Source organism: Pseudomonas sp. LS.1a, from assembly GCF_022533585.1.
GTDB lineage: Bacteria > Pseudomonadota > Gammaproteobacteria > Pseudomonadales > Pseudomonadaceae > Aquipseudomonas.
Window position 1 is genome coordinate 52,727 of the sequence record NZ_CP092827.1, and the last position, 26,638, is coordinate 79,364.

General features: G+C 63.5%; 26 protein-coding genes. 15 read left to right on the forward strand and 11 right to left on the reverse strand.

Annotation, left to right across the window (positions count from 1 at the left end):
• The first annotated feature begins 40 nt into the window (after nt 1-40).
• The 3 genes from MKK04_RS00260 to MKK04_RS00270 all read left to right on the forward strand — a co-directional run bounded on the left by MKK04_RS00260 (nt 41) and on the right by MKK04_RS00270 (nt 3,867).
• Nucleotides 41-1,099, forward strand: a complete 1,059-nt coding sequence (locus MKK04_RS00260) for a PA0069 family radical SAM protein (RefSeq protein ID WP_207831474.1) — start codon at nt 41-43, stop codon at nt 1,097-1,099.
• A 325-nt stretch (nt 1,100-1,424) separates the two neighbouring features.
• Entirely contained in the window at nt 1,425-2,144 is a 720-nt protein-coding gene (locus MKK04_RS00265) for a carbonic anhydrase (protein ID WP_063912352.1), read from the forward strand.
• A gap of 190 nt (nt 2,145-2,334) precedes the next feature.
• Nucleotides 2,335-3,867 carry a SulP family inorganic anion transporter gene (locus MKK04_RS00270; RefSeq protein WP_207831476.1) on the forward strand — a complete coding sequence of 511 codons (1,533 nt, stop codon included), beginning with the start codon at nt 2,335-2,337 and terminating at the stop codon, nt 3,865-3,867.
• Between the two features lie 131 nt (nt 3,868-3,998).
• Here the strand turns inward: MKK04_RS00270 and MKK04_RS00275 are convergent, their stop codons facing one another.
• On the reverse strand, nt 3,999-4,640 hold the full coding sequence (locus MKK04_RS00275) for a hypothetical protein (RefSeq protein ID WP_241106133.1): 642 nt from the start codon (nt 4,638-4,640) through the stop codon (nt 3,999-4,001).
• 369 nt (nt 4,641-5,009) lie between these two features.
• Between MKK04_RS00275 and coxB the strand changes: the two genes are divergently transcribed.
• From coxB to MKK04_RS00295, 4 genes are read left to right on the forward strand one after another with little or no spacing between them, the layout of a single operon-like run.
• A complete protein-coding gene (gene coxB, locus MKK04_RS00280) occupies nt 5,010-6,137 on the forward strand; it encodes a cytochrome c oxidase subunit II (RefSeq protein ID WP_233693990.1) in 1,128 nt (375 codons plus the stop codon).
• 43 nt (nt 6,138-6,180) lie between these two features.
• Nucleotides 6,181-7,770: a cytochrome c oxidase subunit I gene (ctaD, locus tag MKK04_RS00285; protein WP_207831482.1), complete on the forward strand. Its 1,590-nt coding sequence runs from the start codon at nt 6,181-6,183 to the stop codon at nt 7,768-7,770.
• 10 nt (nt 7,771-7,780) lie between these two features.
• Entirely contained in the window at nt 7,781-8,347 is a 567-nt protein-coding gene (locus tag MKK04_RS00290; RefSeq protein ID WP_241106134.1) for a cytochrome c oxidase assembly protein, read from the forward strand.
• Between the two features lie 16 nt (nt 8,348-8,363).
• A complete protein-coding gene (locus MKK04_RS00295) occupies nt 8,364-9,251 on the forward strand; it encodes a cytochrome c oxidase subunit 3 (RefSeq protein WP_087501037.1) in 888 nt (295 codons plus the stop codon).
• 36 nt (nt 9,252-9,287) lie between these two features.
• On the opposite strand, the gene MKK04_RS00300 is transcribed toward MKK04_RS00295, so the two are convergent.
• Nucleotides 9,288-9,491, reverse strand: a complete 204-nt coding sequence (locus MKK04_RS00300; protein ID WP_003258925.1) for a twin transmembrane helix small protein — start codon at nt 9,489-9,491, stop codon at nt 9,288-9,290.
• 63 nt (nt 9,492-9,554) lie between these two features.
• On the opposite strand from MKK04_RS00300, the gene MKK04_RS00305 reads away from it, so the two are divergent.
• Genes MKK04_RS00305 through MKK04_RS00325 form a run of 5 tightly spaced genes read left to right on the forward strand, consistent with a single transcriptional unit; the run spans nt 9,555 to nt 13,438 of the window.
• Complete coding sequence (locus MKK04_RS00305) at nt 9,555-10,292, forward strand: SURF1 family protein (RefSeq protein ID WP_241106135.1); 738 nt, start codon at nt 9,555-9,557, stop codon at nt 10,290-10,292.
• Nucleotides 10,261-10,842 carry a hypothetical protein gene (locus MKK04_RS00310; protein ID WP_063912358.1) on the forward strand — a complete coding sequence of 194 codons (582 nt, stop codon included), beginning with the start codon at nt 10,261-10,263 and terminating at the stop codon, nt 10,840-10,842. Before MKK04_RS00305 ends, MKK04_RS00310 begins: the two co-directional genes overlap by 32 nt.
• A gap of 9 nt (nt 10,843-10,851) precedes the next feature.
• The gene (locus MKK04_RS00315) at nt 10,852-11,931 is read left to right on the forward strand and encodes a COX15/CtaA family protein (RefSeq protein WP_233693987.1); all 1,080 of its coding nucleotides are present in this window, start codon (nt 10,852-10,854) and stop codon (nt 11,929-11,931) included.
• Nucleotides 11,916-12,809: a heme o synthase gene (gene cyoE / locus MKK04_RS00320; protein WP_241106136.1), complete on the forward strand. Its 894-nt coding sequence runs from the start codon at nt 11,916-11,918 to the stop codon at nt 12,807-12,809. The genes MKK04_RS00315 and cyoE overlap by 16 nt, the downstream gene beginning before the upstream one ends.
• The gene (locus MKK04_RS00325; RefSeq protein ID WP_207831493.1) at nt 12,806-13,438 is read left to right on the forward strand and encodes an SCO family protein; all 633 of its coding nucleotides are present in this window, start codon (nt 12,806-12,808) and stop codon (nt 13,436-13,438) included. Before cyoE ends, MKK04_RS00325 begins: the two co-directional genes overlap by 4 nt.
• A gap of 119 nt (nt 13,439-13,557) precedes the next feature.
• Here the strand turns inward: MKK04_RS00325 and MKK04_RS00330 are convergent, their stop codons facing one another.
• Genes MKK04_RS00330 through MKK04_RS00340 form a run of 3 tightly spaced genes read right to left on the reverse strand, consistent with a single transcriptional unit; the run spans nt 13,558 to nt 16,049 of the window.
• Nucleotides 13,558-14,328 carry a MetQ/NlpA family ABC transporter substrate-binding protein gene (locus MKK04_RS00330; protein ID WP_063912362.1) on the reverse strand — a complete coding sequence of 257 codons (771 nt, stop codon included), beginning with the start codon at nt 14,326-14,328 and terminating at the stop codon, nt 13,558-13,560.
• Nucleotides 14,329-14,370: 42 nt separating this feature from the next.
• Complete coding sequence (locus MKK04_RS00335; RefSeq protein ID WP_063912363.1) at nt 14,371-15,042, reverse strand: methionine ABC transporter permease; 672 nt, start codon at nt 15,040-15,042, stop codon at nt 14,371-14,373.
• Nucleotides 15,042-16,049, reverse strand: a complete 1,008-nt coding sequence (locus MKK04_RS00340) for a methionine ABC transporter ATP-binding protein (RefSeq protein ID WP_003256960.1) — start codon at nt 16,047-16,049, stop codon at nt 15,042-15,044. The genes MKK04_RS00335 and MKK04_RS00340 overlap by 1 nt, the downstream gene beginning before the upstream one ends.
• A gap of 225 nt (nt 16,050-16,274) precedes the next feature.
• Here MKK04_RS00340 and katE point away from each other — a divergent pair, with 225 nt between their 5' ends.
• Nucleotides 16,275-18,410, forward strand: coding sequence for a catalase HPII (katE, locus tag MKK04_RS00345; protein ID WP_241106137.1), 2,136 nt, complete (start codon nt 16,275-16,277; stop codon nt 18,408-18,410).
• Between the two features lie 109 nt (nt 18,411-18,519).
• Here katE and MKK04_RS00350 read toward each other — a convergent pair whose 3' ends face one another.
• The 4 genes from MKK04_RS00350 to zur all read right to left on the reverse strand — a co-directional run bounded on the left by MKK04_RS00350 (nt 18,520) and on the right by zur (nt 21,388).
• Nucleotides 18,520-19,227 carry a PA5502 family lipoprotein gene (locus MKK04_RS00350; RefSeq protein WP_241106138.1) on the reverse strand — a complete coding sequence of 236 codons (708 nt, stop codon included), beginning with the start codon at nt 19,225-19,227 and terminating at the stop codon, nt 18,520-18,522.
• Nucleotides 19,228-19,354: 127 nt separating this feature from the next.
• Nucleotides 19,355-20,137, reverse strand: coding sequence for a zinc ABC transporter permease subunit ZnuB (znuB, locus tag MKK04_RS00355; RefSeq protein WP_207831499.1), 783 nt, complete (start codon nt 20,135-20,137; stop codon nt 19,355-19,357).
• Complete coding sequence (znuC, locus tag MKK04_RS00360) at nt 20,130-20,906, reverse strand: zinc ABC transporter ATP-binding protein ZnuC (protein ID WP_241106139.1); 777 nt, start codon at nt 20,904-20,906, stop codon at nt 20,130-20,132. The genes znuB and znuC overlap by 8 nt, the downstream gene beginning before the upstream one ends.
• Complete coding sequence (zur, locus tag MKK04_RS00365) at nt 20,903-21,388, reverse strand: zinc uptake transcriptional repressor Zur (protein WP_207831503.1); 486 nt, start codon at nt 21,386-21,388, stop codon at nt 20,903-20,905. Before zur ends, znuC begins: the two co-directional genes overlap by 4 nt.
• A gap of 18 nt (nt 21,389-21,406) precedes the next feature.
• Here zur and MKK04_RS00370 point away from each other — a divergent pair, with 18 nt between their 5' ends.
• A complete protein-coding gene (locus tag MKK04_RS00370; protein WP_241106140.1) occupies nt 21,407-22,363 on the forward strand; it encodes a zinc ABC transporter substrate-binding protein in 957 nt (318 codons plus the stop codon).
• Between the two features lie 111 nt (nt 22,364-22,474).
• On the opposite strand, the gene MKK04_RS00375 is transcribed toward MKK04_RS00370, so the two are convergent.
• Nucleotides 22,475-23,425, reverse strand: coding sequence for a homoserine kinase (locus tag MKK04_RS00375; protein ID WP_063912369.1), 951 nt, complete (start codon nt 23,423-23,425; stop codon nt 22,475-22,477).
• Nucleotides 23,426-23,494: 69 nt separating this feature from the next.
• Nucleotides 23,495-23,782 (reverse strand): DUF2782 domain-containing protein, encoded by a 288-nt coding sequence (locus MKK04_RS00380; protein ID WP_013970316.1) that lies wholly within the window; start codon nt 23,780-23,782, stop codon nt 23,495-23,497.
• A gap of 75 nt (nt 23,783-23,857) precedes the next feature.
• Between MKK04_RS00380 and polA the strand changes: the two genes are divergently transcribed.
• Nucleotides 23,858-26,605 (forward strand): DNA polymerase I, encoded by a 2,748-nt coding sequence (gene polA / locus MKK04_RS00385; protein WP_233688232.1) that lies wholly within the window; start codon nt 23,858-23,860, stop codon nt 26,603-26,605.
• Nucleotides 26,606-26,638: the final 33 nt, after the last annotated feature.

Genomic DNA, 26,638 nt, shown 5'->3' on the forward strand with positions numbered 1-26,638 from the left:
GCACGATACTGTATATGAATACAGTATACGGGGTGGGCCCATGATTCCTCCAGCACCGCAAAAGGGCCGTGGCACGGCACATAATCCGCACAATCGCTTTGCCCCCAGCCATTCGGTGGCGGAGGATGATGGCTGGTGCCAGGAGGTGCCGCAAACCCAGGGCACCGAGGTGCGAGTCGAGACGGCCAAGTCGGTGATCAGCCGCAACACTTCGCCCGACCTGCCCTTCGACCGCTCCATCAACCCTTACCGTGGCTGCGAGCATGGTTGCATTTACTGCTATGCCCGCCCTTCCCACGCCTACTGGGACCTTTCCCCCGGCCTGGATTTCGAGACCAAGCTGATAGCCAAGACCAATGCCGCCGAGGTGCTCGCGCAACAACTGAGCAAACCGGGTTACGTGTGCGCACCGATCAACCTGGGCTCCAATACCGACCCGTACCAGCCGATCGAGCGGGAGCAACTGCTGACCCGGCGCCTGCTCGAAGTGCTGCTGCGTTTTCGCCACCCGGTGACCATCGTCACCAAGGGTTCGCTGGTATTGCGCGACCTTGACCTGCTGGCCGAGATGGCCCGCCAGCGCCTGGCGCGGGTGATGATCAGCCTGACCACGCTGGACGATGACCTGAAACGGGTGCTGGAACCGCGTGCGGCGTCACCCAAGGCGCGCTTGCGAGCGATCCGCGTGTTGCGCGAGGCGGGGGTGCCAGTGGGCGTGTTGTGTTCGCCGATGATTCCAATGATCAACGACAGTGAACTGGAGCGCCTGCTGGAGGCGGCCAGGGAGGCTGGCGCGCAGAGCGCGGCCTACATGATGTTGCGCCTGCCGCTGGAGGTGGCGCCGTTGTTCGAGCAATGGCTGCAGGACCATTACCCGCAGCGGGCGGCGCATGTGTTGAGCCTGATCCGCCAGAGCCGCGGTGGCGAGCTGTATGACAGCCGGTTTGGTGTGCGCATGCGCGGTGAAGGCGTGTTTGCCGAGTTGCTGGCGCAGCGCTTTGCCAAAGCCATGAAGCGGTTGGATTTCGAAGGGCGAGAAGCGCAGGCGCTGGATTGTTCGGCGTTTTGCCCGCCGGGTGGGCAGATGGCGCTGTTCTGATGCTTGAGCAGAGCACGGCCAGGTTCCGGGTTCCTGCATGGGGCGCATTGCCAGCCATCAATACAACTAATCCAAGTTGATAATTGGACTAATGGCTCTTGGCAGTTGATGTTTTTTTGCTATTATCCAGTTCCCGCCTCTTTCATCTGGAACCCCCGTTCTAGAGCCTTCGAATTAAGCTTCAGTTAAGTTTTCCTCGCTAGCGTAGGAAATCAGTCCACACCGACTGTGATCTATGGCCCGTGCGTGTCATCTAAATCCCTGCATAGCCAGAATCTTTCACCGGTAAAATGGATTTACCTATACACCGTCAAGAGGATGAATCATGCCCATCAAGGACCCATCCAAGGTCGTACCGCAGGTCCCCGCGGAGAGCGCCGATGCCGCCCTTAAGCACATCGTCGACGGCTTCCTGCGTTTTCACCATGACGTTTTCCCCGAGCAGCAAGAGCTGTTCAAGAAGCTCGCCACCGCGCAAACACCGCGTGCCATGTTCATCACCTGCGCCGACTCGCGCATCGTTCCCGAGCTGATCACCCAGAGTTCGCCTGGCGACCTGTTCGTGACCCGTAACGTCGGTAACGTGGTACCGCCTTATGGCCAGATGAACGGCGGCGTTTCCAGCGCCATCGAGTACGCCGTACTGGCGTTGAAAGTGCATCACATCATCGTCTGCGGCCACTCCGACTGCGGCGCCATGCGCGCGGTACTCAACCCGCAATCGCTGACCAAGATGCCGACCGTATCCGCCTGGTTGCGCCACGCCGAAGTGGCCCGTACCGTGGTCGAGAACAACTGCTCGTGCGGCAGCGAACACGAAACGATGCAAGTGCTGACCAAGGAAAACGTCATCGCCCAGCTGCATCACCTGCGCACCCACCCTTCGGTGGCTTCGCGCCTGGCCGCCGGTGAGCTGTTCATCCATGGCTGGGTCTACGACATCGAGACCAGCAAGATCGAAGCCTACGACGCCGCCAGCGATAGCTTCCTGCCCCTGGCCGCCGGCGAGCCGGTCCCCTGCGCTACTCCGAGAGGCCGCTACTAAGCGACCCATCCGCCCGCTGAAACCTTGATAGCCGGCTGCACCCCGTAGGGTGTGGCGCGGCCTTCGGCTGCCTTGAATTCCCTGACTGCCTGCCGGCACGCCCGCTGGCGGCCCGCGCCTGCGCGCTCGTCAGGGGCAAACGTGCCCACGGCCAGGGGAATGGCTGTGTGACAGAGAAAGGAGAAACACGGTGAACATTACACAGTTGAAAACGGCCCTGCCGCGTGAGTTGCTGGCGTCGGTGGTGGTCTTCCTGGTTGCCCTGCCGTTGTGCATGGGCATTGCGATCGCCTCGGGCATGCCGCCAGCCAAAGGCCTGATTACCGGCATTATCGGCGGCATTGTCGTGGGTTTCCTCGCCGGTTCGCCGCTGCAGGTCAGTGGCCCTGCAGCGGGCCTGGCGGTACTGGTGTTCGAGCTGGTGCGCCAGCATGGCATGGCCATGCTCGGGCCGATCCTGCTGCTGGCCGGCTTGCTGCAATTGCTGGCTGGGCGCTTGCGCCTGGGCTGCTGGTTCCGGGTTACCGCGCCGGCGGTTGTGTACGGCATGCTGGCCGGGATTGGCGTGCTGATCGTGCTGTCGCAGGTGCATGTGATGTTCGACACCGCGCCGCAGCCTTCCGGCATGCAGAACCTGCTGGAGTTCCCGGCGACGGTGGCCGCAGCCCTGCCACATGAAAACGCCGGCTCCGGCTGGGTGGCCGGTGCGCTGGGCCTGGGCACCATCGCCATCATGTGGGGCTGGGAGCGCCTGCGGCCGCAGCGGCTGCGCTTCGTCCCGGGTGCCCTGCTGGGCGTGTCGGCCATGACGGCAATCAGTATGTGGCTGGCCTTGCCGGTGAACCGCGTACAGGTGCCGGCCGACCTGTCCGAGGCCATCGACTGGATCCGCCCTGGTGACCTGATGCAACTGGCCGACCCTACCCTGCTGGTTGCCGCGTTTGCCCTGGCCTTCATCGCCAGTGCCGAAACCTTGTTGTCGGCTGCAGCGGTTGACCGCATGCACAGCGGCCAGCGTTCGGACTTCGACCGTGAGCTGTCGGCCCAGGGCATCGGCAACATGCTGTGCGGGGTGTTGGGCGCGTTGCCGATGACCGGGGTGATCGTGCGTAGCTCGGCCAACGTGCAGGCGGGTGCACAGACCCGGGCTTCGGCAATCTTCCATGGCCTTTGGTTGCTGGCATTCGTGGTTGCGCTGAGCAGCGTTTTGCAGCAGATCCCGGTGGCGAGCCTGGCGGGTGTGCTGGTGTTTACCGGGGTCAAGCTGGTGGATTTCAAGGCGTTTCGCGGCCTTGGCCGCTATGGCCGTATGCCGATGTTCACCTACGCGGCGACGGCGTTGGCGATCATCTTTACCGACCTGCTGACCGGCGTGCTGCTGGGCTTTGCCCTGACCTTGCTGAAGCTGGCTCTGAAGGCGGCGCGGTTGAAGATCAACCTGGTCAGCCTGGAGAAGGCTGGGCACATGGAACTGCGGCTTAGTGGTGCCGCCACCTTCCTCAAGGTGCCGGCGCTGACTCAGGTGCTGGATAGCGTGCCGGCGGGGACCACGCTGCACGTGCCGCTGGGTAACCTGAGCTATATCGACCACTCGTGCCTTGAGCTGCTGGAGGACTGGGGTCGCAGCAATTCGGCCAATGGGTCGCGGTTGCTGATCGAGCAGCGGCGCCTGAAACGGCGGATCGAGGGGCGGATGCGGACTACGGCGGGGGTTGGGGCTTGAAGCTGAAAGCCTGTATCGCCTGAACTGGCCTCTTCGCGGGTAAACCCGCTCCCACAGGTACTGCACAGGCTTTGAAGCCTGTGCAGTACCTGTGGGAGCGGGTTTACCCGCGAAGAGGCCGGGACAGGAAATCAGGCCGGCTGGCCCAACTCCACACCCAGCTGACGAGACAGGCACGGCCAGCGCTTCCACGCCGCACCCGTTTCCGGGCTGCTCAATTTCTCGCGGTAGGCCTCCACCGACTCCACCGCGAAGCTTTCGTCGTTCAACATTTCGTCCACCGAATGGTGCACCACTTCATCCAGCTGGTTGGCAAAGGTCTCGCCAATCAACTGGTGGGCAATCAGGTTGGCGACGGTGGTGTCGACCGGGATCAGTGGCTGCTGGAAGTGACGGATGTACAGGTCGTTCACCTCTTCCACCAGGCGGTGCGCCAGGTAGGCCTCATCCAGCAGGCAGTCCAGGCCCACATGCCCTTGCATCACGCTGGGTGGCTGCAGGAAGTAGGCTTCGGCAATTTTCAGTACAGGTTTGATCTGCGATTCGATTCCGGCCTCGCGGGCAACCGCGTGGGCGGCCTCCAGCAGTTCCGGAACCTGGTCGATGTAGGCGCTGACGAAGCGCGCCAAAGTACCCTGGGCGTCCTGCTCAGGCAGTTGGATCGAGGGGTGCAGGTGGGGCAGTTGCAGCTCGAGACGCGTTTTCAGTTGGCCGGTCTGGCCTTCGTGTTGATGGGCTTGGCTTACCTGCTCGCGTACAGCAGCGATGTTCATGACAACTCCAGGGACATTACGTTTCAAACGGAAGACACTAAATTAGCTCGGTATACAGAATACCTAAGACGCATTTGTTATAAGTCGCGCAAACGTGTGCATGCTCAGGCATATCGAAACGCCATTATTGTGCCATGCCGTGTCAAGCGCGCGGTTTTCAGGCTATTCAGCCATTTCATCGAGTTCATTTCACGGGCTTCGTTGCGTGCCGTTGGTCGCTGTCTATACTCCCGGTGAACGTGATTCGTTGATGAGGCCCGACTGCTTTTAGCAGGGGCTCGGTCGTCGAAGCCAGGCAGTCTTGACCACCGTTCCCTCTTGCCGCAGGCCACGCCTCCGGGACTACAAGAACGAGAAGGGGAACCCGCAATGATGCGACATCCACATGTCTGGATGGGCCTCCTGTTGTGGTCGGTTTTTGGTCAGGCCAACGCCGCCTGGACCGTGAACATGCACCCGGGGGCGACGGAAGTCTCCAACGCCGTCTTCGACCTGCACATGACCATCTTCTGGATCTGCGTGATCATCGGTATCGTGGTGTTCGGTGCGATGTTCTGGTCGATGGTCATCCACCGCCGCTCCACCGGCCAGCAGGCTGCGCATTTTCACGAGCACACCTGGGTGGAAATCCTCTGGACCGTGGTCCCCTTCCTGATCCTGGTGGCCATGGCCATCCCGGCCACCAGGACCCTGATCGACATCTACGATGCCAGCGAGTCGGACATCGATATCCAGGTTACCGGCTACCAGTGGAAGTGGCACTACAAATACCTGGGCCAGGACGTGGAGTTCTTCAGCAACCTGGCCACCCCCACCGAACAGATCCATAACAAGGCACCCAAGGACGAGCACTACCTGCTCGAAGTCGACCAGCCGCTGGTGCTGCCGGTGGGCGCCAAGGTGCGCTTCCTGGTGACCGCTGCCGACGTCATCCACTCCTGGTGGGTGCCGGCCTTTGCGGTCAAGCGTGATGCCATCCCCGGCTTCGTCAACGAAGCCTGGACCCGTATCGAGAAGCCCGGCATCTACCGCGGCCAGTGCACCGAGCTGTGCGGCAAGGACCACGGCTTCATGCCGGTGGTGGTCGAGGTCAAGTCCAAGGCCGACTACGACACCTGGCTGGGCGAGCGCAAGGCTGAAGCTGCCAAGCTCAAGGAGCTGACCAGCAAGGAATGGACCCTGGAAGAACTGGTGGAACGTGGTGACAAGGTCTACCACTCCACCTGCGTGGCCTGTCACCAGGCCGAAGGCCAGGGCCTGCCGCCAATGTTCCCGGCGCTCAAGGGCTCGAAGATCGCCACCGGGCCGAAGGAAGCCCACCTGGGCATCGTCTTCCACGGCAAGCCCGGCACCGCCATGGCCGCGTTCGGCAAGCAGCTCTCGGAAGTCGATATCGCCGCCGTGGTCACCTACGAGCGCAACGCCTGGGGCAACAACAAGGGTGACATGGTCACGCCGAAGGACGTGCTGGCGCTGAAGCAGGCAGAAGCGCAATGAACCGGGTTACTCGCGGCAATCAATGGATTGCAGGAGACAGGACATGAGTGCAGTGATCGACGACCACGCCCACGGCCATGAGCATGCACACGGCCCGGCCAAGGGCCTGATGCGCTGGGTGCTGACCACCAACCACAAGGACATCGGCACGATGTACCTGTGGTTCAGCTTCCTGATGTTCCTGCTCGGTGGCTCGTTCGCCATGGTGATCCGCGCCGAGCTGTTCCAGCCCGGCCTGCAAATCGTCCAGCCGGAGTTCTTCAACCAGATGACCACCATGCACGGCCTGATCATGGTGTTCGGTGCGGTGATGCCGGCCTTCGTCGGCCTGGCCAACTGGATGATCCCGCTGATGATCGGTGCGCCCGACATGGCCCTGCCGCGGATGAACAACTTCAGCTTCTGGCTGCTGCCGGCGGCTTTCCTGCTGCTGGTCTCGACCCTGTTCAGCCCGGGCGGCGGGCCCAACTTCGGCTGGACCTTCTACGCCCCGCTGTCCACCACCTATGCGCCGGCCAGCGTCACCTTCTTCATCTTTGCCATCCACCTGATGGGCATCAGCTCGATCATGGGCGCGATCAACGTGATTGCCACCATCCTCAACCTGCGTGCCCCGGGCATGACCCTGATGAAGATGCCGCTGTTCGTCTGGACCTGGCTGATTACCGCGTTCCTGCTGATTGCGGTGATGCCGGTGCTGGCCGGCGTGGTGACCATGATGCTGATGGACATCCACTTCGGCACCAGCTTCTTCAGTGCCGCCGGCGGTGGTGACCCGGTGCTGTTCCAGCACGTGTTCTGGTTCTTCGGCCACCCCGAGGTGTACATCATGATCCTGCCGGCCTTCGGCGCGGTCAGTTCGATCATCCCGGCGTTCTCGCGCAAACCACTGTTCGGCTATACCTCGATGGTGTACGCCACCGGCGCCATCGCCTTCCTGTCGTTCATCGTCTGGGCCCACCACATGTTCGTGGTCGGTATCCCGGTGGTCGGCGAGCTGTTCTTCATGTACGCCACCATGCTGATCGCCGTGCCTACCGGGGTGAAGGTGTTCAACTGGGTCAGCACCATGTGGGAAGGCTCGCTGACCTTCGAGACGCCGATGCTGTTCGCCATCGCCTTCGTCATCCTGTTCACCATCGGCGGTTTCAGCGGGCTGATGCTGGCGATCGCCCCGGCGGACTTCCAGTACCACGACACCTACTTCGTGGTGGCGCACTTCCACTATGTGCTGGTGCCTGGGGCGATCTTCGGCATCTTCGCCTCGGCCTACTACTGGCTGCCGAAGTGGACCGGCCACATGTACGACGAAACCCTCGGCAAGCTGCACTTCTGGCTATCGTTCGTCGGCATGAACATGGCCTTCTTCCCCATGCACTTCGTGGGGTTGGCCGGCATGCCACGGCGGATTCCCGACTACAACCTGCAGTTCGCCGACTTCAACATGGTGTCGTCGATCGGCGCGTTCATGTTCGGCGCCACGCAGATCTTCTTCCTGTTCATCGTCATCAAGTGTATCCGTGGCGGCGCGCCGGCACCGGCCAAGCCCTGGGATGGCGCCGAGGGCCTGGAGTGGTCGATCCCTTCGCCTGCGCCGTATCACACCTTCCAGACGCCACCGGAAGTGAAATAGGAACCGTGCCATGAACGGCCTTTCGCTGAAGCGCCTGGTGTTGCGCCTGCTGATGCTGACGGTGGTGATGTTCGCCTTCGGCTTTGCCCTGGTGCCTATCTATGACGTGATGTGCAAGGCCTTCGGCATCAACGGCAAGACCGGTGGGCAGTATGAAGGCAGCCAGACCAGCGACCCCACGCGGTCGGTGCGGGTGCAGTTCATGTCGACCAATGCCAGCGACATGGTCTGGGACTTCTACTCCACCGCCGATCAGTTGGAGGTCAACCCGGGGGCGGTGAACCAGATGATCTTCATCGCTCACAACCCGACCGACCGGCCGATGAGTGCGCAAGCCATCCCCAGCATCACCCCGGCCGAGGCCGCGGCGTACTTCCACAAGACCGAGTGCTTCTGCTTTACCCAGCAGGTGCTGCAGCCCGGCGAACGCATCGAGATGCCGGTGCGCTTCATCGTCGACCGCGACCTGCCGGCCAGCGTGAAGCACCTGACACTGGCCTACACCTTGTTCGACATCACCGCTCGCCACCCGCCGGTCGCGCATGTCGCGGCCCAGGACGTCCAGGGCGCCCGTTAAGGGAAGGAGAACAGCAATGGCAAGTCATGAGCACTACTACGTCCCGGCGCAGAGCAAGTGGCCGATCATCGCCACCATCGGCATGTTCATCACGGTGTTCGGCCTGGGTACCTGGTTCAACGACATGAAGGCTGGCCACCCCGAGTCGCACGGGCCGCTGATCTTCTTCATCGGCGCGTTGTTCCTGGCCTACATGCTGTTCGGCTGGTTCGGTTCGGTGGTACGGGAGAGCCGCGCGGGGCTGTACAGCCCGCAGCTGGACCGCTCGTTCCGCTGGGGCATGAGCTGGTTCATCTTCTCCGAGGTGATGTTCTTCCTGGCCTTCTTCGGTGCGCTGTTCTACGTGCGCGTGCTGGCCGGGCCGTGGCTTGGCGGTGAAGGGGCCAAGGGTGTTGCGCACATGTTGTGGCCGACCTTCGAATTCACCTGGCCGCTGCTGCACACGCCCGACCCGAAACTGTTCCCGCCGCCCAAGGAAGTGATCGACCCGTGGCACCTGCCGCTGATCAACACCATCTTGCTGGTCAGTTCCAGCGTGACCATCACCATCGCCCACCATGCCCTGCGCCGTGACCACCGTGGCCCGCTGAAATTCTGGATGGCGCTGACCATCATCCTGGGCGCCAGCTTCATCGCGTTGCAGGCCTACGAGTACCACGAGGCCTATACCAAGCTGGGGTTGACCCTGGGGTCGGGGATCTATGGCGCGACGTTCTTCATGCTAACCGGCTTCCACGGCGCCCACGTTACCTTGGGCACGATCATCCTGATCGTGATGTTCGTGCGCATCTTGCGCGGGCATTTCAACCCGGAGAAACACTTTGGTTTCGAGGCGGCCAGTTGGTACTGGCATTTCGTCGATGTGGTGTGGGTGGGGTTGTTCATCTTTGTCTATGTGTTGTGAATAAAGAACCCGCTCCCACAGGGGTAGGTGAGAACTTCAGAAGGGGGCGTGCGAGACGAGCTGACCGCTGATGAAGCCCCAGGCCACCAGGCCGATGGTCAGGGCCGCCAGGGTCACCCGCACGGTCAGCGCTTTCAGCAAACGGGTCGAGTTTTCATCGTCCTTGACCAGAAACACCAGGCCACTGAACAGGCTGGCAATCGTGGCCAACAGCATCAGGACAATCGCGGCCTTGAGCATGGCGATACTCCGGGGGGATGCGGTGATGTGGATAAGTATAGCGATCGGCCCGGCGAGGCTCCGATGAGGCCGTTTCGTCCGGGCTGGGTACCAACCCTGATGGTGCTTGCGCTGCTGCCGGGGTTGATCGCGCTTGGCTGCTGGCAACTCGGCCGTGCCGAGGAAAAGCGCGTGCTGCTGGCCGCCTATGCCGAGCGGCGGATCGAAGCGCCCTTGGCCACGGCCCAGCTGACCGCGAACCAGGACAATGCCTTCCGCCGCGTGCATCTCCATGGCCGCTTCGACGCCGGGCACAGCCTGTTGCTGGACAACCGCATGCGCGATGGCCAGGCCGGTGTCGAGCTGCTGCAACCCTTCCACGACCAGGCTAGCGGCCAGTGGCTGTTGGTCAACCGCGGCTGGCTACCCTGGCCGGATCGCCGCGTGCCTGTGCATTTCGATACCCCTGCCCAGGCGTTGGCGCTGGATGCCTCGGTATATGTCGCGCCTGGCAGCACATTCCAGTTGCATCCCGACCCTGCAGGCGGCCAGTGGCCGCACCTGCTGACCGCCGTGGATGCCGCCCAGCTATGGCAACAGCTCGATCGCGAAGGCTTCGCCCATGAGCTGCGCCTGGAGCCCGGCCCGGCGACCTATCGCCTGGACTGGCCGGTCGTTGCCATGGGCCCGGAAAAACACCTGGGCTACGCCGTGCAATGGTTCGCCCTGGCAACCACTTTGGTACTGCTCTACCTCTACTTCGGCTGGCACCACAACAAGGAGAAACCCCATGGCCACCGCCACTCCACTGGAAGTGCCTGAACGTAGCAAACCCAGAGCCCGCGGGCGTTTGCAGCTTGTCCTGATCCTGCTGGTGGTGCTCGGGCCGATGGTCCTGGCCACCAGCATGTACAAGCTCAAGTTCTGGGTGCCGGAAGGCCGCAGCTACCACGGCGCCATGATCGGCAACGGTGAAAGCCGCGCCGATCTCGGCGTGGCAGGCCAGGACGAGCACTGGCAGCTGCTGGTGAGCGCGCCCGAGGTGTGTGCCGAGGACTGCCAGCGCCTGGTGTACCTGGCCCGGCAGATCCAGGTTGGTCTGGGCCGCGATGCCAGCCGTGCCAGCCATGCGCTGGCGACCGCCCAGCCGCTGAGCGCCGACTACCAGGCGCTGATTGGCCGTGAGTATCCGCAGCTGCAACGCTACCCGCTGGATGCGCAACGCTACCTGCAGCAGGTCGGTGAGGCCGGCCCGCAGCTGTGGATCGTCGACCCGCACGGCAACCTGGTGCTGCGCTACGACGCCAAGGTCAACGGCAAGCATGTGCTGGACGACCTGCGCCACCTGCTCAAGCTGTCCAACATTGGCTAGGAGCCTGCCATGGCCAGACCCGGATTCCGCCTTGCTGTGTTCGCCACCCTGCTGGCACTGCTGGTCGTCCTGCTCGGTGCCTATACCCGCCTGACCCACGCCGGCCTCGGCTGCCCTGACTGGCCGGGTTGCTACGGCTTCATCAGCGTGCCCAAGAGCGAAGCGCAGCTGGCCCATGCCGAGCTGCATTTCCCCGAGCACCCGGTGGAAGCTGCCAAGGGCTGGGCCGAGATGGTCCACCGCTACTTTGCCGGCACCCTGGCGATGGTCATAGCCCTGCTCGCCGTGCAGGCGCTGCGCCGGCATGCCCGCGATGGCCAGCCTTATCGCCTGCCCTTGCTGTTGCTGGGCGTGGTGCTGGCCCAGGCCGCCTTCGGCATGTGGACGGTCACCCTCAAGCTGTGGCCGCAGGTGGTCACCGCGCATCTACTCGGTGGCTTCACTACCCTGAGCCTGTTGTTCCTGTTGTCCCTGCGTCTGTCCCGGGCCTTTGCACCCTTGCCCAAGCTGCCATTGAGCCTGCGCCGGATCGCCGCGCTGGCCTTGCTGGTGGTGATCGGCCAGATCGCCCTGGGCGGCTGGGTCAGTGCCAACTACGCGGCCGTCGCCTGCATCGACCTGCCCACCTGCCACGGCCAGTGGTGGCCGGCGGCGGACTTCAGCAACGGTTTTCACCTGACCCAGCACGTCGGGCCCAACTACCTGGGCGGGCAGCTGGACAGTGATGCGCGCACGGCCATCCACATCAGCCACCGCCTGGGTGCATTGCTGGTGACCTGCGTGCTGCTGATGCTCAGCTGGAAGCTGCACCGCTGCGGCCTCCCTGGCCTGGCGCGGCTGGTGCTGCTGGCGCTGCTGGTGCAAGTCGGCCTGGGCATCAGCAATGTGCTGCTGCACCTGCCGCTGGCCGTGGCCGTGGCACACAACGCGGGTGGGGCGCTGTTGTTGCTGAGCATGGTGCTGGTGAACTACCGCATCCGCGTGGTCGACAAGGTTCGCGTGGGTGTCGGCCATGGCTGGCGCCTGCGGCCTGTGGCTGGCGTGGGTATCTCCCACCACATGAGGAATGATTCGTGGCGACGCTTCTGAGCGCACGGCGGGCCAGCTGGCGTGATTACCTGGAGCTGACCAAGCCCAAGGTGGTGGTGCTGATGCTGATCACCTCGCTGGCGGGCATGTTCCTGGCCACCCGTGCAGGTGTCAGCTGGAGCGTGCTGCTGTTCGGCAACCTGGGCATTGGCTTGTGTGCAGGCGGCGCGGCGGTGGTCAACCATGTGGTGGACCGACGCATCGACGCACTGATGGCGCGTACCCACAAGCGGCCCCTGGCCCAAGGCCGGGTCGAGCCGCTGCCGGCGCTGCTGTTCGCCTTGGCGCTGGCGCTGCTGGGCATGGCCCTGCTGCTGGTGTTCACCAACTCCCTCACCGCCTGGCTGACGCTGGCCTCATTGCTCGGCTATGCGGTGCTCTATACCGGCTTTCTCAAGCGTGCCACGCCGCAGAATATCGTCATCGGTGGTCTGGCCGGTGCCGCCCCGCCGTTGCTGGGCTGGGTGGCGGTCAGTGGCCATGTCAGCGCCGAGCCCCTGCTGCTGGTGCTGATCATCTTCGCCTGGACCCCGCCACACTTCTGGGCCTTGGCCATTCACCGCAAGGAGGAATACGCCAAGGCCGATATCCCTATGCTGCCGGTGACCCACGGCGAGCGCTACACCAAGCTGCATATCCTGCTGTACACCCTGGTATTGCTGGCGGTGAGCCTGCTGCCCTACGCCATCCACATGAGCGGCCCGCTGTACCTGGCCTGCGCCATGGTGCTGGGCCTGCGCTTCCTGCAATGGGCCTGGGTGTTGTACCGTGGCAGCCGGCCGCACGCGGCGATCGGCACCTTCAAGTACTCTATCGGGTACCTGTTCGCGCTGTTCATCGCGTTGCTCCTCGACCACTACCTGTTGCTGAACCTATGACCCGAACCCAGAAAACCGTCTTCATCCTCGTTGCCCTGGTCGCGTTGATCCTGGGCCTGACCGTCAACAAGGTGCTCAATGGCCGCGACCAGCCCAACCCCACCGAGCTGATCGATGCCGGCATCATCCTGCTGCCGCAGAGCCGTACCGTGGCTGACGTGACCATGACCAACCAGGACGGCCAGCCGGTGCAGCTGGATGACCTGAAGGGCAAATGGTCGCTGCTGTTCTTCGGTTATACCTACTGCCCGGACATCTGCCCGACCACCCTGGCCCAGCTGCGCCAGGTGAAGAGCGAGTTGCCCAAGGAGGCCATCGACCGGCTGCAGGTGGTGCTGGTGAGCGTAGACCCGAACCGCGACACGCCGAACCAGCTGAAGCAGTACCTGGGTTATTTCGACAAGGATTTCGTCGGGGTGGTGGGGTCGATCGAGGATACCCAGAAGCTGGCCAATGCCTTGAGCATTCCGTTCATTCCGGCCGATACCAGCAAGCCCGGGTATACCGTGGATCACAGCGGCAACCTGGCGGTTGTGGGGCCGGACGGGCGTCAGCGCGGGTTCATTCGGGCGCCGTTCAACAACCAGAAGCTGGTGGCGCAGTTGCCCGGGCTTGTGAAGCGGGATTGAGTTAACCCCAAAAGCTGCGCGGGTAAACCCGCTCCCACAGGTACAGCGTAGGCCGTGAGCCTTGCGCTATCCCTGTGGGAGCGGGTTTACCCGCGAAGAGTCCAGCGCGATGTGACGGCTTAGAACGCCGGCACCACAGCGCCTTTGTACTTCTCGACGATGAACTGCTTCACCTCAGGCGAGTGCAGTGCAGCGGCCAGCTTCTTCATCGCGTCCGAGTCCTTGTTGTCCGGGCGGGCAACCAGGATGTTCACGTAAGGCGAGTCGCTGCCTTCGATGACCAGGGCGTCTTTCTCCGGGTTCAGCTTGGCTTCCAGCGCGTAGTTGGTGTTGATCAGGGCTGCATCGACCTGGGTCAGCACGCGTGGAATGGTGGCTGCTTCCAGCTCACGGAACTTCAGGCTTTTCGGGTTCTCGGCAACATCCTTCACGGTGGCCAGGATGTTCTTGTTGTCCTTGAGCTTGATCACGCCGGCCTTGTCCAGCAGCAGCAGCGCGCGGCCGCCGTTGGTGGCGTCGTTGGGTATGACCACGGTGGCGCCGGAGGACAGCTCGTCCAGCTTCTTGATCTTGGTCGAGTACACGCCCAGCGGCTCGATGTGCACGCCAGCCACGCTCACCAGGTTGGTGCCCTTGGCCTTGTTGAACTCATCCAGGTACGGCTGGTGCTGGAAGAAGTTGGCGTCCAGGCGCTTTTCGGCAACCTGCACGTTCGGCTGGATGTAGTCGGTGAATTCCTTGACCTTCAGCTCCACGCCCTCTTTCGCCAGTGCAGGTTTGACGAAGTTGAGGATTTCGGCGTGCGGCACCGGGGTGGCGGCGACAGTCAGCGATTCGGCGTGGGCCGAGAAGGCCGCGACAGCGGCGACAACAGCAAGCAGCTTCTTCATTGATCACTCCTTGTGAGGGCCGCGACGGCCCCCGAACGGGGGTTACTTACGGGAAAAATGCACGACCAGTTTGTCGCCCACGCTCTGCAGGACTTGAACCAGTACCAGCAACAGCACCACGGTGACGACCATCACGTCGGTCTGGAAACGCTGGTAGCCGAAGCGGATGGCCAGGTCACCCAGGCCGCCGGCACCGACCACACCGGCCATGGCGGTGTACGACACCAGGGTGATGGCGGTTACGGTAATGGCCGCGAAGATGCCCGGGCGGGCCTCTGGCAGCAGCGCGTTGGTGATGATCTGGCGGGTGGTGGCGCCCATCGACTGGGTGGCTTCGATAATGCCGCGGTCCACTTCACGCAGGGCGGTTTCCACCAGGCGCGCGAAGAACGGTGTGGCACCTACCACCAACGGCGGAATGGCGCCGGCGACGCCCAGCGAAGTGCCGGTGATCAGCACGGTGATCGGGATCATCACGATCAGCAGGATGATGAACGGCAGCGAGCGCAGGACGTTGACGATCAGCGACAGCAGCGCGTAGACGCCCTTTTGCTCGAACATCTGCCGCGGCCCGCAGAGGAACAGCAGCACGCCCAGGGGCAGGCCCAGCAGCACGGTGAAGAACAGCGAGCCGAACAGCATGATCATGGTATCGACGCTGGCCAGCCAGATTTCGGCCCAGTCGACGTTGGCGAAGAAATTCAGGGCGTCCATCAACGCAGTACCTCCATATGTACGTCAGCTGCCTTGAAGCGGGCGAACGCCGCTTCCATGTCACCGCCGATCAGGGCGAGGGTGAGCTGGCCATAGGGGACATCCTTGATGCGGTCGATACGCCCGGCGAGGATGCTGTAGTCCACACCGGTTTCGCGGGCCACGGTGCCCAGCAGCGGCGCGTAGGTGGCGTCGCCCTGGAAGGTCAGGCGCACGATACGGCCTGGTACGTGGGCGAAGTCGTCACGCTGCTCGCCTTCGTCGACCTGCTCGTCTTCCTGGACGAAGCGCTTGGTGGTGGGGTGCTGCGGGTGCAGGAACACCTCGGCTACCGAGCCTTGTTCGACGATCTGGCCCGCGTCCATCACTGCCACGCGGTCGCAGACCCGGCGGATCACGTCCATTTCGTGGGTGATCAGCACGATGGTCAGTTTCAGCTCACGGTTGATTTCGGCCAGCAATTGCAGGACCGAGGCCGTGGTTTGCGGGTCGAGGGCGCTGGTGGCCTCGTCGCACAGCAGGATCTTCGGGTTGGTGGACAGGGCGCGGGCGATGCCGACGCGCTGCTTCTGGCCGCCAGACAGCTGCGCCGGGTACTTTCTGGCATGGTCGGAAAGGCCGACACGGGCCAGCAACTCGGTCACGCGCTTGTCGATTTCGCTGCGCGACAGCTCGCCGGCCAGGGTCAGTGGCAGGGCGACGTTGTCGGCGACGGTCTTGGAGGCCAGCAGGTTGAAGTGCTGGAAAATCATCCCGACCTGCTGGCGGAAGCCGCGCAGCTGGCTGGCGTTGAACGCGGTAACGTCTTCGCCATCGACGATGATCTTGCCGCCGGAGGGCTCTTCCAGGCGGTTGATCAGGCGCAGCATGGTGCTCTTGCCGGCGCCGGAATGGCCGATCAGGCCGAACACCTGGCCATCTTCGATGGTCAGGCTGGTCGGATTCAGTGCGGGGATTTCCCTACCGGCGACGCGGTAGGTCTTGTGTACCTGTTGGAACTCGATCACGTAGCGAACCTTGTGGGGCGCATGGAATTTGGGTCAGCGGTTAGCTGGGGTCGCGCATTTTAGCCTTTTCCCATAGCTGTTCTTAGCATTTATTTCGTAATGCACCAATCCTTCGGGCATATCGCGACAACCGGTAATTCTGATTGAACGCTCGGCAAAGCGCTCCGGTCACTACCTGAACAAGCCCGAACGGGCACGCCTGTAGACTGATGAGGAGAGCCGACCATGCCCAGCAAGAACACGGACGCGCCAAAGCACAGCGAGGCCGCCGGCACCCAGACCCCGGACCGGGCCAATACCAACGCCAAGTTGCAAAGCCTGGAGGCTGACCGCAGCGATGCCACAGGCCGTGCGTTGCGTACCAATCAGGGGGTGCGCATCGCCGACAACCAGAACACGCTGAAGGCCGGTGACCGAGGCCCCTCGCTGCTCGAAGATTTCATCATGCGCGAGAAGATCACGCACTTTGACCACGAGCGCATCCCGGAGCGCATCGTGCATGCGCGAGGGACGGGAGCGCATGGCTATTTCCAGAGCTATGGCAACCACGCCGAGCTGACCAAGGCTGGCTTCCTGCAGGACCCGGAGAAAATCACGCCCGTTTTCGTGCGATTTTCCACGGTGCAAGGCCCGCGTGGCTCAGCCGATACCGTGCGCGACGTGCGGGGTTTTGCGGTCAAGTTTTACACCGACGAAGGCAACTTCGATCTGGTGGGCAACAATATGCCGGTGTTCTTCATTCAGGATGCAATCAAATTCCCGGATTTTGTCCACGCAGTAAAGCCGGAGCCGCACAACGAGATCCCGACCGGTGCCTCGGCCCATGACACCTTTTGGGATTTCGTCTCGCTGGTCCCGGAGTCTGCCCATATGGTCATGTGGGCAATGTCGGACCGTGCGATCCCGCGCAGCTTGCGGATGATGGAAGGTTTCGGGGTGCATACCTTCCGCCTGATAAATGCCCAGGGTGTGGCCAGTTTCGTCAAGTTCCACTGGAAACCGCGCCAGGGCGTGCATTCCCTGCTATGGGACGAAGCACAGAAGCTGGCCGGCAAGGACGCTGATTTCCAGCGACGCGATTTGTGGGAGGCTATCGAGACCGGCGATTACCCGGAATGGGAACTGGGCGTACAGATCGTGCCGGAAGCGGACGAGCACAAGTTCGACTTCGACCTGCTGGACCCGACCAAGATAATCCCGGAAGAGTTGGTGCCGGTTGAACCATTGGGCAAGATGGTCCTGAACCGCAACCCGGACAACTTTTTCGCCGAAGTGGAACAGGTGGCGTTCTGCCCGGCCCATATCGTACCGGGCATCGACTTTACCAACGACCCGTTGCTGCAGGGGCGGCTGTTCTCCTACACCGACACCCAGCTTAGCCGCCTGGGTGGGCCCAACTTCCATCAGATCCCGGTCAACCGCCCCGTCGCTCCCAATCACAACAACCAGCGCGACGCCCTGCATCAGCATGTGGTGCACAAGGGGCGCGCTTCTTACGAACCAAACTCCATCGATGGCGGCTGGCCAAAGGAAACCCCACCTGCCGCACAGGATGGTGGTTTCGAGAGCTTTCAGGAACGCATCGATGCGCACAAGATCCGCCAGCGCAGCGAGTCGTTCGGTGACCACTTCTCGCAGGCGCGGCTGTTCTTCCAGAGCATGAGCCCGACCGAGCAGCAGCACATCATCAAGGCCTACAGCTTTGAGCTGGGCAAAGTGGAACGTGAGACGATTCGTGCTCGGGAAGTGAATGAAATTCTTGCCAATATCGACTTGAAGCTGGCGGCTGCGGTGGCTGCCAACCTCGGCTTGCCTGCGCCGAGTGCAGGCACGGTGCAAGTGAAGGGTAGCCAGCTTGCGCAGTCGCCTGCCCTGAGCCAGATGAACCACCCGGGCTCGGTTGGCATCAAGGGCCGCAAGATCGCCGTACTGGTGACAGATGGCGTAGACGTTGGCAGCGTGGACAAGCTGGTCAAAGCCCTGGAAGCACACAGTGCCCGACCATTGCTCCTTGGGCCGACCTCAGCACCGGTGAAGGCTGCGGACGGCAAGCAACTACCGGTGGATGCTTCCATGGAAGGGATGCCCTCGATCATGTTTGACGGGATTGTCGTGCCTGGGGGCAAGGCTTCGACCGATGCCCTGGCGGCCAGCGGTTTGGCCAAGCATTTTCTGCTGGAGGGCTACAAGCACCTGAAGGCGATGGTGTTGACCAAAGAGCTTTTGGGCAGCTTGGGGCTGAAAGAAGACAAGGGGTTGCTGCTGGGAGATGAGCAGAAGACCGTGGATGCCTTCGTCAAAGCGGTAGAAGGGCATCGAGTGTGGGAGCGGGAGGCGGCTGCGGAGGCTGTGCCGGCCTAAGGGGCTGCTTTGCAGCCCATCGCGACACAAGGCCGCTCCTGCAGGAGATCGCATTCCCTTGCAGGAGCGGCCTTGTGTCGCGAAAGGGGCGCGCAGCGCCCCCAGATTCTTAACGCTGATGCGGAACCAGAACCACCTGCGCCGGCAGCGACCGCTGGATCTCGTGCTTCTGCTTCAACTCGAACCTGCTGTCGATCTTGCGCACGCGCTTCTCCAGCAAGGTCTTCAGCCAAGGCGCATCCTCGGTGCGCGGCACCTGGAACACCACGTCGCACTGGTAGCTCACCACATCGGCGGCAATGTCATCCAGCTGGCGGCGCATGGCGCGGCTGTCGGTGGTCTTCAAGGCCACCACGGTGCTCGGTGCGGACGGGTCGATGATGCGCGCCTTGGGCTTGGCCTCGGCCGCTTTCAACGCCGCTTCCGCCTTCTCCAGCTCGGCCTTGCGCGCCTGGGTCACGGCATCGCCACCGGTCACCGCCGGGGCCTGCGGCATCAGCGCGCGGGCACGGGCCAGGGCGGTGGCGGCAGCATTCACATCACCCTTTTGCAGGAAGATCTGGCTGCGTTGCAGGTAGGCTTCGGCGAGCTGGCGCTGGTATTGCACCAGGCGCGCGTCATCGGGCGCCTGGGCTTGCAGGGCTGCCAGCTGGTCCTCGGCGGTGGCCAGCTCGTTGCTGGCAATGTTCTGTTGCAACTGCTGCCAGGCATCGGCTTGGGCAGGTGCGGTGGCCTGTTCGACCGGCGCGCTGGAACACGCGACCAGGAACAGGGAAAACGCGGCAACAAGCAGATAACGGAAGGCGAACGGCTTCATTCCTGCGACTCTCTATTTGCGCAAAAAGCGAGCAAGTCTACACCCAGGTGCGCACGCTCGAAAACAAGTCTTACAGACCCTTTACGTGCGAAAAGGTTGCAGGGCGCGCCTTCACGCGCCCTGTTTTTCAGCGTTTGGGCAGGGCCAGGCTCAGCAAGAATAGCACTGCCGCGCAGACCACGATCGACGGGCCGGCGGGGGTGTCCTTGAACCAGGACATGGCCAGGCCGCCGCATACCGCGGTCACGCCCAGCAGGCTGGCGCCCAGGGCCATCTGCTCGGGAGAGCGGGCGTGACGCTGCGCCGCAGCCGCGGGGATGATCAGCAATGAGGTGATCAGCAACACGCCGACGATCTTCATGGCCACGGCAATCACCACCGCGATCAGCAGCATCAGCGCCATGCGCAGGCCGGCCACCGGCAGGCCTTCGACCATGGCCAGCTCCTCGTGCACGGTGACTGCCAGCAAAGGCCGCCACAGCGCAGCGAGCAGCAGCAGGACCAGCGCGCTGCCGCCGAGGATCCAGCCCAGGTCGGTGGTGCTGATGGCCAGCAGGTCGCCGAACAGGTAGGCCATCAGGTCGATGCGCACATCGTGCATGAAGCTCAGCACCACCAGGCCCAGCGACAAGGTGCTGGGGGCGAGGATGCCGAGCAGGGTGTCGGAGGCCAGCGGTTGGCGTTGTTGCAAGGTCACCAGCAAGATCGCCAGCAACAGGCAGCCCACGGTTACCGCCAGCGCCGGGCTGACGTCCAGGGCAAAGCCCAGGGCCACGCCGAGCAGCGCGGCGTGGGACAGGGTGTCGCCAAAGTAGGCCATGCGCCGCCACACCACGAAGGAGCCCAGTGGGCCGGCCACCAGCGCCAGGGACAAACCGGCAAGCAGGGCGTAGAGAAGAAAATCAGCCATGCTTGCAGTGCGCTCCGTGAACATGGGTGCCAGGGGCGACCACCGAGCCGTGCAGGTCGTGGCTGTGGTCGTGATGGTGATGGTAGATGGCCAGGCTCGGTGCTGCGGTCTGGCCGAACAGCTCGACGAATGCCGGGTCGCCGCTGACCTGCTCGGGGTGGCCCGAGCAGCACACGTGGCGGTTCAGGCACACCACCTGGTCGGTGGCGCTCATCACCAGGTGCAGGTCGTGGGAAACCATCAGCACGCCGCAACCGTGGCGGTCGCGCAGGCGGGTAATGAGGTTGTACAGCTCAGTCTGGCCGACCACGTCAACGCCTTGCACCGGCTCGTCGAGCACCAGCAGCTGGGGTTCGCGCAGCAGCGCGCGGGCCAGCAGCACGCGCTGCATCTCACCGCCGGAAATGGTCTGGATCGGGCTGTCGATGACCTGTTCGGCGCCTACTTCCTGCAACGCCGCCAGGGCTGCCGCACGGTCTACACCGGGCACCAGGCGCAGGAAGCGCAGCACCGACAGCGGCAGCGTGGTATCGACCTGGATCTTTTGCGGCATGTAGCCAATGCGCAGTTTCGGCTTGCGCCATACCTTGCCGCGGTGCGGCTTGAGCAGACCGAGCACGGCGCGCACCAGGGTGGTCTTGCCCGCCCCGTTCGGGCCGATCAGGGTGACGATCTGGCCGGGTGCGACCGACAGGTCGATGCTGTCGAGCACCGCCTCGCCGCCGAAGGTGACGCCGACCTGCTCCAGGCGGATCAGTGCATCGCTCATGCCGCGCTCCGGCAATTGCTGCACAGGCCGACCACTTCCACCGTCTGGGTCTCGACCGTGAAGCCCACGCCCTTGGCGCTGCTGATGATGGCTTCGCTGATGCTCTCCTGTTCCAGCTCGATGGCCACATGGCAGGCCCGGCAGATCAGGAACTGGCCCTGGTGCAGGTGTTCCGGGTGGCTGCAGCCGATGAAGGCGTTGAGCGAGGCGATGCGGTGCACCAGGCCGTTTTCCAGCAGGAAGTCCAGGGCGCGGTATACCGTGGGTGGCGCGGCGCGGCGGCCGTCCTGCTCACTGAGCACGGCGAGGATGTCGTAGGCGCCCAGCGGCTTGTGGCTTTGCCACACCAGTTCCAGCACTCGACGACGCAGCGCGGTCAGGCGCAAGCCCTGGCGGGTGCACAAGGCGTCGGCTTCAGCCAGTGCGCTGTGTACGCAATGGGAGTGATCGTGAGGACGGTTGGCCAGCGGCGTGATGGACATGGGCAGCGACGGTTCTGGATGGAGACGTTATTATGTTACCTGTTTCTGACGACTCGAGTATTCACCGTGTCCCGATTCCTAGTCCTTTTTGTCGCTTTCATCGCATTTTCCGCCCAGGCCGACGTACGCGTGCTGACCAGCATCAAACCCCTGCAGCAGATTGCCGCCGCCGTGCAGGACGGTGTTGGCAGCCCGGAGGTATTGCTGCCGCCGGGCGCTTCGCCGCATCACTATGCACTGCGCCCGTCTGACGTTCGGCGAGTGGGTGATGCCGACCTGCTGTACTGGATCGGCCCGGACATGGAAGGCTTCCTGCCGCGGGTACTGGGCAATCGCAGCAAACCCACGGTGGCCGTGCAGTCGCTGCCGGGCATGAAGCTGCGCCACTTTGGCGAGGACAGCCATTCCCATGAGGAAGAAGACCACGACGACCATGACCACGACCACCGCCCGGGCAGCCTGGACGCGCATCTGTGGCTATCGTCGGTCAACGCGCGGGTAATCGCGGCGAAAATGGCGGCTGACCTGGCGCAGGTCGACCCGGCCAATGCGGCGCGCTACCAGAGCAACCTGAAGGCCTTCGACGAACGCCTGGACGCACTGGATGGGCGGATCAAGGCGCGGGTGGCCGGGATTTCCGGCAAGCCGTACTTCGTGTTCCACGAAGCGTTCGACTATTTCGAGGCGGAGTATGGCCTGAAGCACACCGGGGTGTTCAGCGTGGCGTCCGAGGTGCAACCGGGTGCGCAGCACGTGGCAGCCATGCGCAAGCGCCTGCAGGAAGTAGGCAAGACCTGTGTGTTCAGCGAACCGCCACTGCGGCCGCGACTGGCCGAGACCCTGACAGCAGGGCTGCCGGTGCGCCTGGCCGAGCTGGATGCCCTGGGCGGTACCGACCCGGTGGATGGCAAGGGCTATGAGCGCTTGCTGGAGAAGCTGGGTGGCGACCTGGCTGGGTGCCTGGAGCAGCTGTAAGCCTGTGCCGGCCTCTTCGCGGGTAAACCCGCTCCCACAGGGATAGCGCCAGCCTCACGCCTGTCACCGTACCTGTGGGAGCGGGTTTACCCGCGAAGAAGCAGACACGCTCTAGAGGGCGAAGGGCAGGTGCAAAGCCACCTGCTGGCGCTGCGCCAGGCGCACTTCGAACTCGCTCGGGTCATGGATCATCACATCCATCCCGGCAAACGATTCCGCCGCAATCAGGCGCGACAGCCAGAAGCGCACGCAACCCACGCGCAGCATCTCCGGCCACAGCTCGGCCTCGGCCGCGGTAAACGGCCGCAGCGCCGCATAGGCCGCCAGCAGTGCCTGGGCGCGCGGCACATCGATCGCGCCGTGTTCATCCAGGCACCAGTCGTTCACGGTGATGGCGATGTCATACAGCATCGGCCCGGAACAGGCGTTGTAGAAGTCGATCACACCGGTCAGATGGGTGCCTTCGAACATCACGTTGTCGCGGAACAGGTCGGCATGCAGGTTGGCCCGTGGCAGGGCAAGGATCTGTGCCTTGTGCGCGCTGATTTCATCCAGCGCCGGCTGCAGCAGCGTGGCTTGCTCGGCGGTAAGGCGCGGCAGCAGCTCGGCACCCGAGGCCAGCATCCAGTCCAGGCCGCGGTCGGTGCGGCGCTCGATGATGTGCTCGCGGGTGGCCAGGTGAATGTGCGCCAGCAGTTCGCCAACCTGTGCGCAGTGCTGGGCGTTCGGTGCCTTGATGTGCTTGCCCGACAGCCGTGGCTGCAGCAGCGCCGGCTTGCCGCACAGCTCGCGCAGGCCGTTGCCGTCGCGGTCACGTATCGCGTAGGGCACTGGCATGTCGGCAGCGTGCAGGGTGTCGAGCAGTTCGATGAAGAACGGCATGTCCTCGCTGGGCCCGCGCTCGATCAGCGTCAGGACGAACTCCCCCTGTTCGAGGCTGACGAAGAAATTGCTGTTCTCGGTGCCGGCGGCGATGCCCTGGAAATCGAGCAGACGACCCAGCGCGTACGGCGCCAGAAAGGTTTCCAGCTCAGGCCGGGTCACGGGGGTGAAAACTGACATGATGAAAATTTGCCCATACGGGCACTTCCGCCGGGAAGTGCCGGGTTGATGTGAACGGTGCGCGTCAGATTACCACTCGAAGATCTTCCAGGACGGAATCAGCATGTCCGGCTGGTCGGATCGAATGAAATTGCCATCAGAGCCATCGGCGCGTACCAGGAAATAAGGCTTGCCGTTTTTCGGCGTGATCTTGATCGCATACAGGAACCCGTTCTGCCGGTACTCCTGGATGGTTTTGTCGCCTTCCGTGCGAATGGTCACCTCGGGATCGGCCGAGGGGGCGTCGTCCGCCGCCAGGGTGACGACTGGCATGGTTGCCAACAGACCGAGCAGTAACAGGCGATTGAGTGTACGCATGATAACCTTGTCCCTTTGTCGTCAATGATTCTGGCTATTCTAGCGCCGGACCCGTCGAAAAGGTTGATTCTGCTCATGAGCCAAGCGCCCCTCGTCCTGGTGGACGGTTCCTCCTACCTGTACCGCGCCTTTCACGCGCTGCCGCCGCTGACCACCTCCAGGGGCATGCCGACCGGCGCGGTGAAGGGGGTGCTGAACATGCTCAAGAGCCTGCGCAAGCAATACCCCGACAGCCTGTTCGCGGTGGTGTTCGATGCCAAGGGCGGTACCTTCCGCGATGCCATGTTCGCCGAATACAAGGCTAACCGCCCGAGCATGCCGGACGACCTGCGGGTGCAGATCGAGCCGCTGCATGCCAGCGTCAAGGCGCTGGGCTACCCGCTGCTGTGCGTCGAAGGGGTCGAGGCCGACGACGTGATCGGCACCCTGGCGCGCAGCAGTGCGGCCCTGGGCCGGCCGGTCATCATCTCGACCGGTGACAAGGACATGGCGCAGCTGGTGGACGGGCACATTACCTTGGTCAACACCATGACCGGAAGCGTGCTGGACGTGGCCGGCGTGCACGAGAAATTTGGCGTCGGCCCGGAACACATCATCGACTTCCTGGCACTGATGGGCGACAAGGTCGACAACATCCCCGGCGTACCGGGTGTGGGCGAAAAAACCGCAGTCGGCCTGCTGACCGGCATCGGCGGCGGCCTCAGTGACCTGTACGCCAACCTGGACAAGGTCCCGACGCTGGCCATTCGTGGTGCCAAGACCCTGCCGGCCAAGCTGGAGGAGCACCGCGACGCGGCGTTCCTGTCCTATGAGCTGGCTACCATCAAGGTCGATGTGCCCCTGGACATCGAAGTAGATGCCCTGGTGTGCGGCGAGCCGGACCGTGAAGCGTTGCTGGCGCTGTACACCGAGATGGAGTTCAAGAGCTGGGTCGCCGAGGTACAGCGCGACGCGGCCAAGGCCGGTGACGACATCGCGCCGGTCGCGGAGCCGGCGGCCAAGGTCGAGCCCAGGTACGAAACCATCCTCGACCAGGCCCGTTTCGACTTCTGGCTGGAGAAGCTGCGCCAGGCGCCACTGTTCGCCTTCGACACCGAGACCACCGGCCTGGACGCCCAACAGGCGCAGCTGGTCGGCCTGTCGTTCTCTGTCGATCCCCATGAAGCGGCCTATGTGCCGCTGGCCCATGACTATGAAGGGGCGCCGGTTCAACTGGACCGCGCCGCCGTACTGCTGGCGCTGAAGCCACTGCTGGAAGACCCGGCCAAGGCCAAGGTCGGGCAGAACGCCAAGTACGACATCAACATCCTCGCCAACGGCTCCCCCGCCATCGAAATGCGCGGCGTGGCCTACGACACCATGCTCGAGTCGTACGTGCTGAACTCCACCGCCACCCGTCACGACATGGACAGCCTGGCGCAGAAGTACCTCGACCACACCACCATCGCCTTCGAGGACATCGCCGGCAAGGGCGCCAAGCAGCTGACGTTCAACCAGATCCACCTGGACAAGGCCGGCCCCTACGCCGCCGAAGACGCCGACATCACCCTGCGCCTGCACCACGCGCTACAGGCGCGCCTGGCGCAGACGCCGAGCGTGCAGCCGGTGCTGATGGACATCGAGATGCCGCTGGTGCCGGTGCTGGCCAAGATCGAGCGCCAAGGGGCGCTGGTCGATGCCGCGCTGCTGCAGGTGCAGAGCGGTGAGCTGGGGGTGAAGATGGCCGAGCTGGAGCAGCGTGCCTATGAGCTGGCCGGAGAGGAGTTCAACCTTGGCTCGCCCAAGCAGCTGGGCGCGATCCTCTACGACAAGCTGGGCATGCCGGTGCTGAGCAAGACCACCAAGGGCCAGCCATCCACGGCAGAAGCGGTGCTCGACGAACTGGCCGAGCAAGGCTACCCGTTGCCGGAGGTACTGATGCAGTACCGCAGCCTGAGCAAGCTCAAGAGCACCTACACCGACAAGCTGCCGGGGCAGATCAACCCGCGCACCGGGCGTATCCACACCTCCTACCAGCAGGCGGTGGCGGCCACCGGCCGGCTGTCGTCGAGCGATCCGAACCTGCAGAACATCCCGATCCGTACTGCCGAAGGCCGGCGCATCCGTCAGGCCTTCATTGCCAGCCCGGGCTACAAGCTGCTGGCGGCGGACTACTCGCAGATCGAGTTGCGCATCATGGCCCACCTGGCCAAGGACGAAGGGTTGCTGCATGCGTTCCGCAATGACCTGGACGTGCACCGTGCCACGGCGGCGGAAGTGTTCGGCGTGGCGTTGGCCGACGTCACCACTGACCAGCGCCGTAGCGCCAAGGCCATCAACTTCGGCCTGATCTACGGCATGAGCGCCTTTGGCCTGGCCAAGCAGATCGGCGTCGACCGCAAGCAGTCGCAGGACTACATTGACCGCTATTTTGCTCGCTACCCGGGCGTGCTGGCCTACATGGAGCGCACTCGCGCCCAGGCGGCGGAGCAAGGCTTTGTCGAAACCCTGTTTGGCCGCCGCCTGTACCTGCCGGATATCAATGCCAAGAACCCGGCCCTGCGCAAAGGCGCCGAGCGCACGGCGATCAACGCGCCGATGCAGGGCACGGCGGCTGACATCATCAAGCGGGCCATGGTCAATGTGGATAACTGGCTGACCGAGAGCGGGCTGGATGCCCGGGTGATCCTGCAGGTACACGATGAACTGGTGCTGGAAGTGCGCGAGGACCTGGTGGCGCAGGTGAAAGATGAAATTCGCCAGCACATGAGCCGGGCTGCGCAGCTGGATGTGCCGCTGCTGGTCGAGGCAGGAATTGGTGCGAACTGGGACGAAGCTCACTGATCGAGCGGGGAAAGCTGGGCAGGATCCGTGACA

Bases quoted from the DNA above. Each gene is read 5' to 3' on its own strand.
- katE (WP_241106137.1), top strand. From the start codon at position 16,275: ATGCCCAGCAAGAACACGGACGCGCCAAAGCACAGCGAGGCCGCCGGC.
- MKK04_RS00330 (WP_063912362.1), bottom strand. From the start codon at position 14,328: ATGAAGAAGCTGCTTGCTGTTGTCGCCGCTGTCGCGGCCTTCTCGGCC.
- MKK04_RS00290 (WP_241106134.1), top strand. From the start codon at position 7,781: ATGAACGGCCTTTCGCTGAAGCGCCTGGTGTTGCGCCTGCTGATGCTG.
- coxB (WP_233693990.1), top strand. From the start codon at position 5,010: ATGATGCGACATCCACATGTCTGGATGGGCCTCCTGTTGTGGTCGGTT.
- MKK04_RS00300 (WP_003258925.1), bottom strand. From the start codon at position 9,491: ATGCTCAAGGCCGCGATTGTCCTGATGCTGTTGGCCACGATTGCCAGC.
- MKK04_RS00335 (WP_063912363.1), bottom strand. From the start codon at position 15,042: ATGGACGCCCTGAATTTCTTCGCCAACGTCGACTGGGCCGAAATCTGG.
- MKK04_RS00265 (WP_063912352.1), top strand. From the start codon at position 1,425: ATGCCCATCAAGGACCCATCCAAGGTCGTACCGCAGGTCCCCGCGGAG.
- ctaD (WP_207831482.1), top strand. From the start codon at position 6,181: ATGAGTGCAGTGATCGACGACCACGCCCACGGCCATGAGCATGCACAC.
- MKK04_RS00325 (WP_207831493.1), top strand. From the start codon at position 12,806: ATGACCCGAACCCAGAAAACCGTCTTCATCCTCGTTGCCCTGGTCGCG.
- MKK04_RS00275 (WP_241106133.1), bottom strand. From the start codon at position 4,640: ATGAACATCGCTGCTGTACGCGAGCAGGTAAGCCAAGCCCATCAACAC.
- MKK04_RS00380 (WP_013970316.1), bottom strand. From the start codon at position 23,782: ATGCGTACACTCAATCGCCTGTTACTGCTCGGTCTGTTGGCAACCATG.
- MKK04_RS00305 (WP_241106135.1), top strand. From the start codon at position 9,555: ATGAGGCCGTTTCGTCCGGGCTGGGTACCAACCCTGATGGTGCTTGCG.
- znuB (WP_207831499.1), bottom strand. From the start codon at position 20,137: ATGGCTGATTTTCTTCTCTACGCCCTGCTTGCCGGTTTGTCCCTGGCG.
- polA (WP_233688232.1), top strand. From the start codon at position 23,858: ATGAGCCAAGCGCCCCTCGTCCTGGTGGACGGTTCCTCCTACCTGTAC.
- MKK04_RS00310 (WP_063912358.1), top strand. From the start codon at position 10,261: ATGGCCACCGCCACTCCACTGGAAGTGCCTGAACGTAGCAAACCCAGA.
- MKK04_RS00370 (WP_241106140.1), top strand. From the start codon at position 21,407: ATGGAGACGTTATTATGTTACCTGTTTCTGACGACTCGAGTATTCACC.
- MKK04_RS00350 (WP_241106138.1), bottom strand. From the start codon at position 19,227: ATGAAGCCGTTCGCCTTCCGTTATCTGCTTGTTGCCGCGTTTTCCCTG.
- MKK04_RS00260 (WP_207831474.1), top strand. From the start codon at position 41: ATGATTCCTCCAGCACCGCAAAAGGGCCGTGGCACGGCACATAATCCG.
- MKK04_RS00315 (WP_233693987.1), top strand. From the start codon at position 10,852: ATGGCCAGACCCGGATTCCGCCTTGCTGTGTTCGCCACCCTGCTGGCA.
- zur (WP_207831503.1), bottom strand. From the start codon at position 21,388: ATGTCCATCACGCCGCTGGCCAACCGTCCTCACGATCACTCCCATTGC.
- MKK04_RS00375 (WP_063912369.1), bottom strand. From the start codon at position 23,425: ATGTCAGTTTTCACCCCCGTGACCCGGCCTGAGCTGGAAACCTTTCTG.
- znuC (WP_241106139.1), bottom strand. From the start codon at position 20,906: ATGAGCGATGCACTGATCCGCCTGGAGCAGGTCGGCGTCACCTTCGGC.
- MKK04_RS00295 (WP_087501037.1), top strand. From the start codon at position 8,364: ATGGCAAGTCATGAGCACTACTACGTCCCGGCGCAGAGCAAGTGGCCG.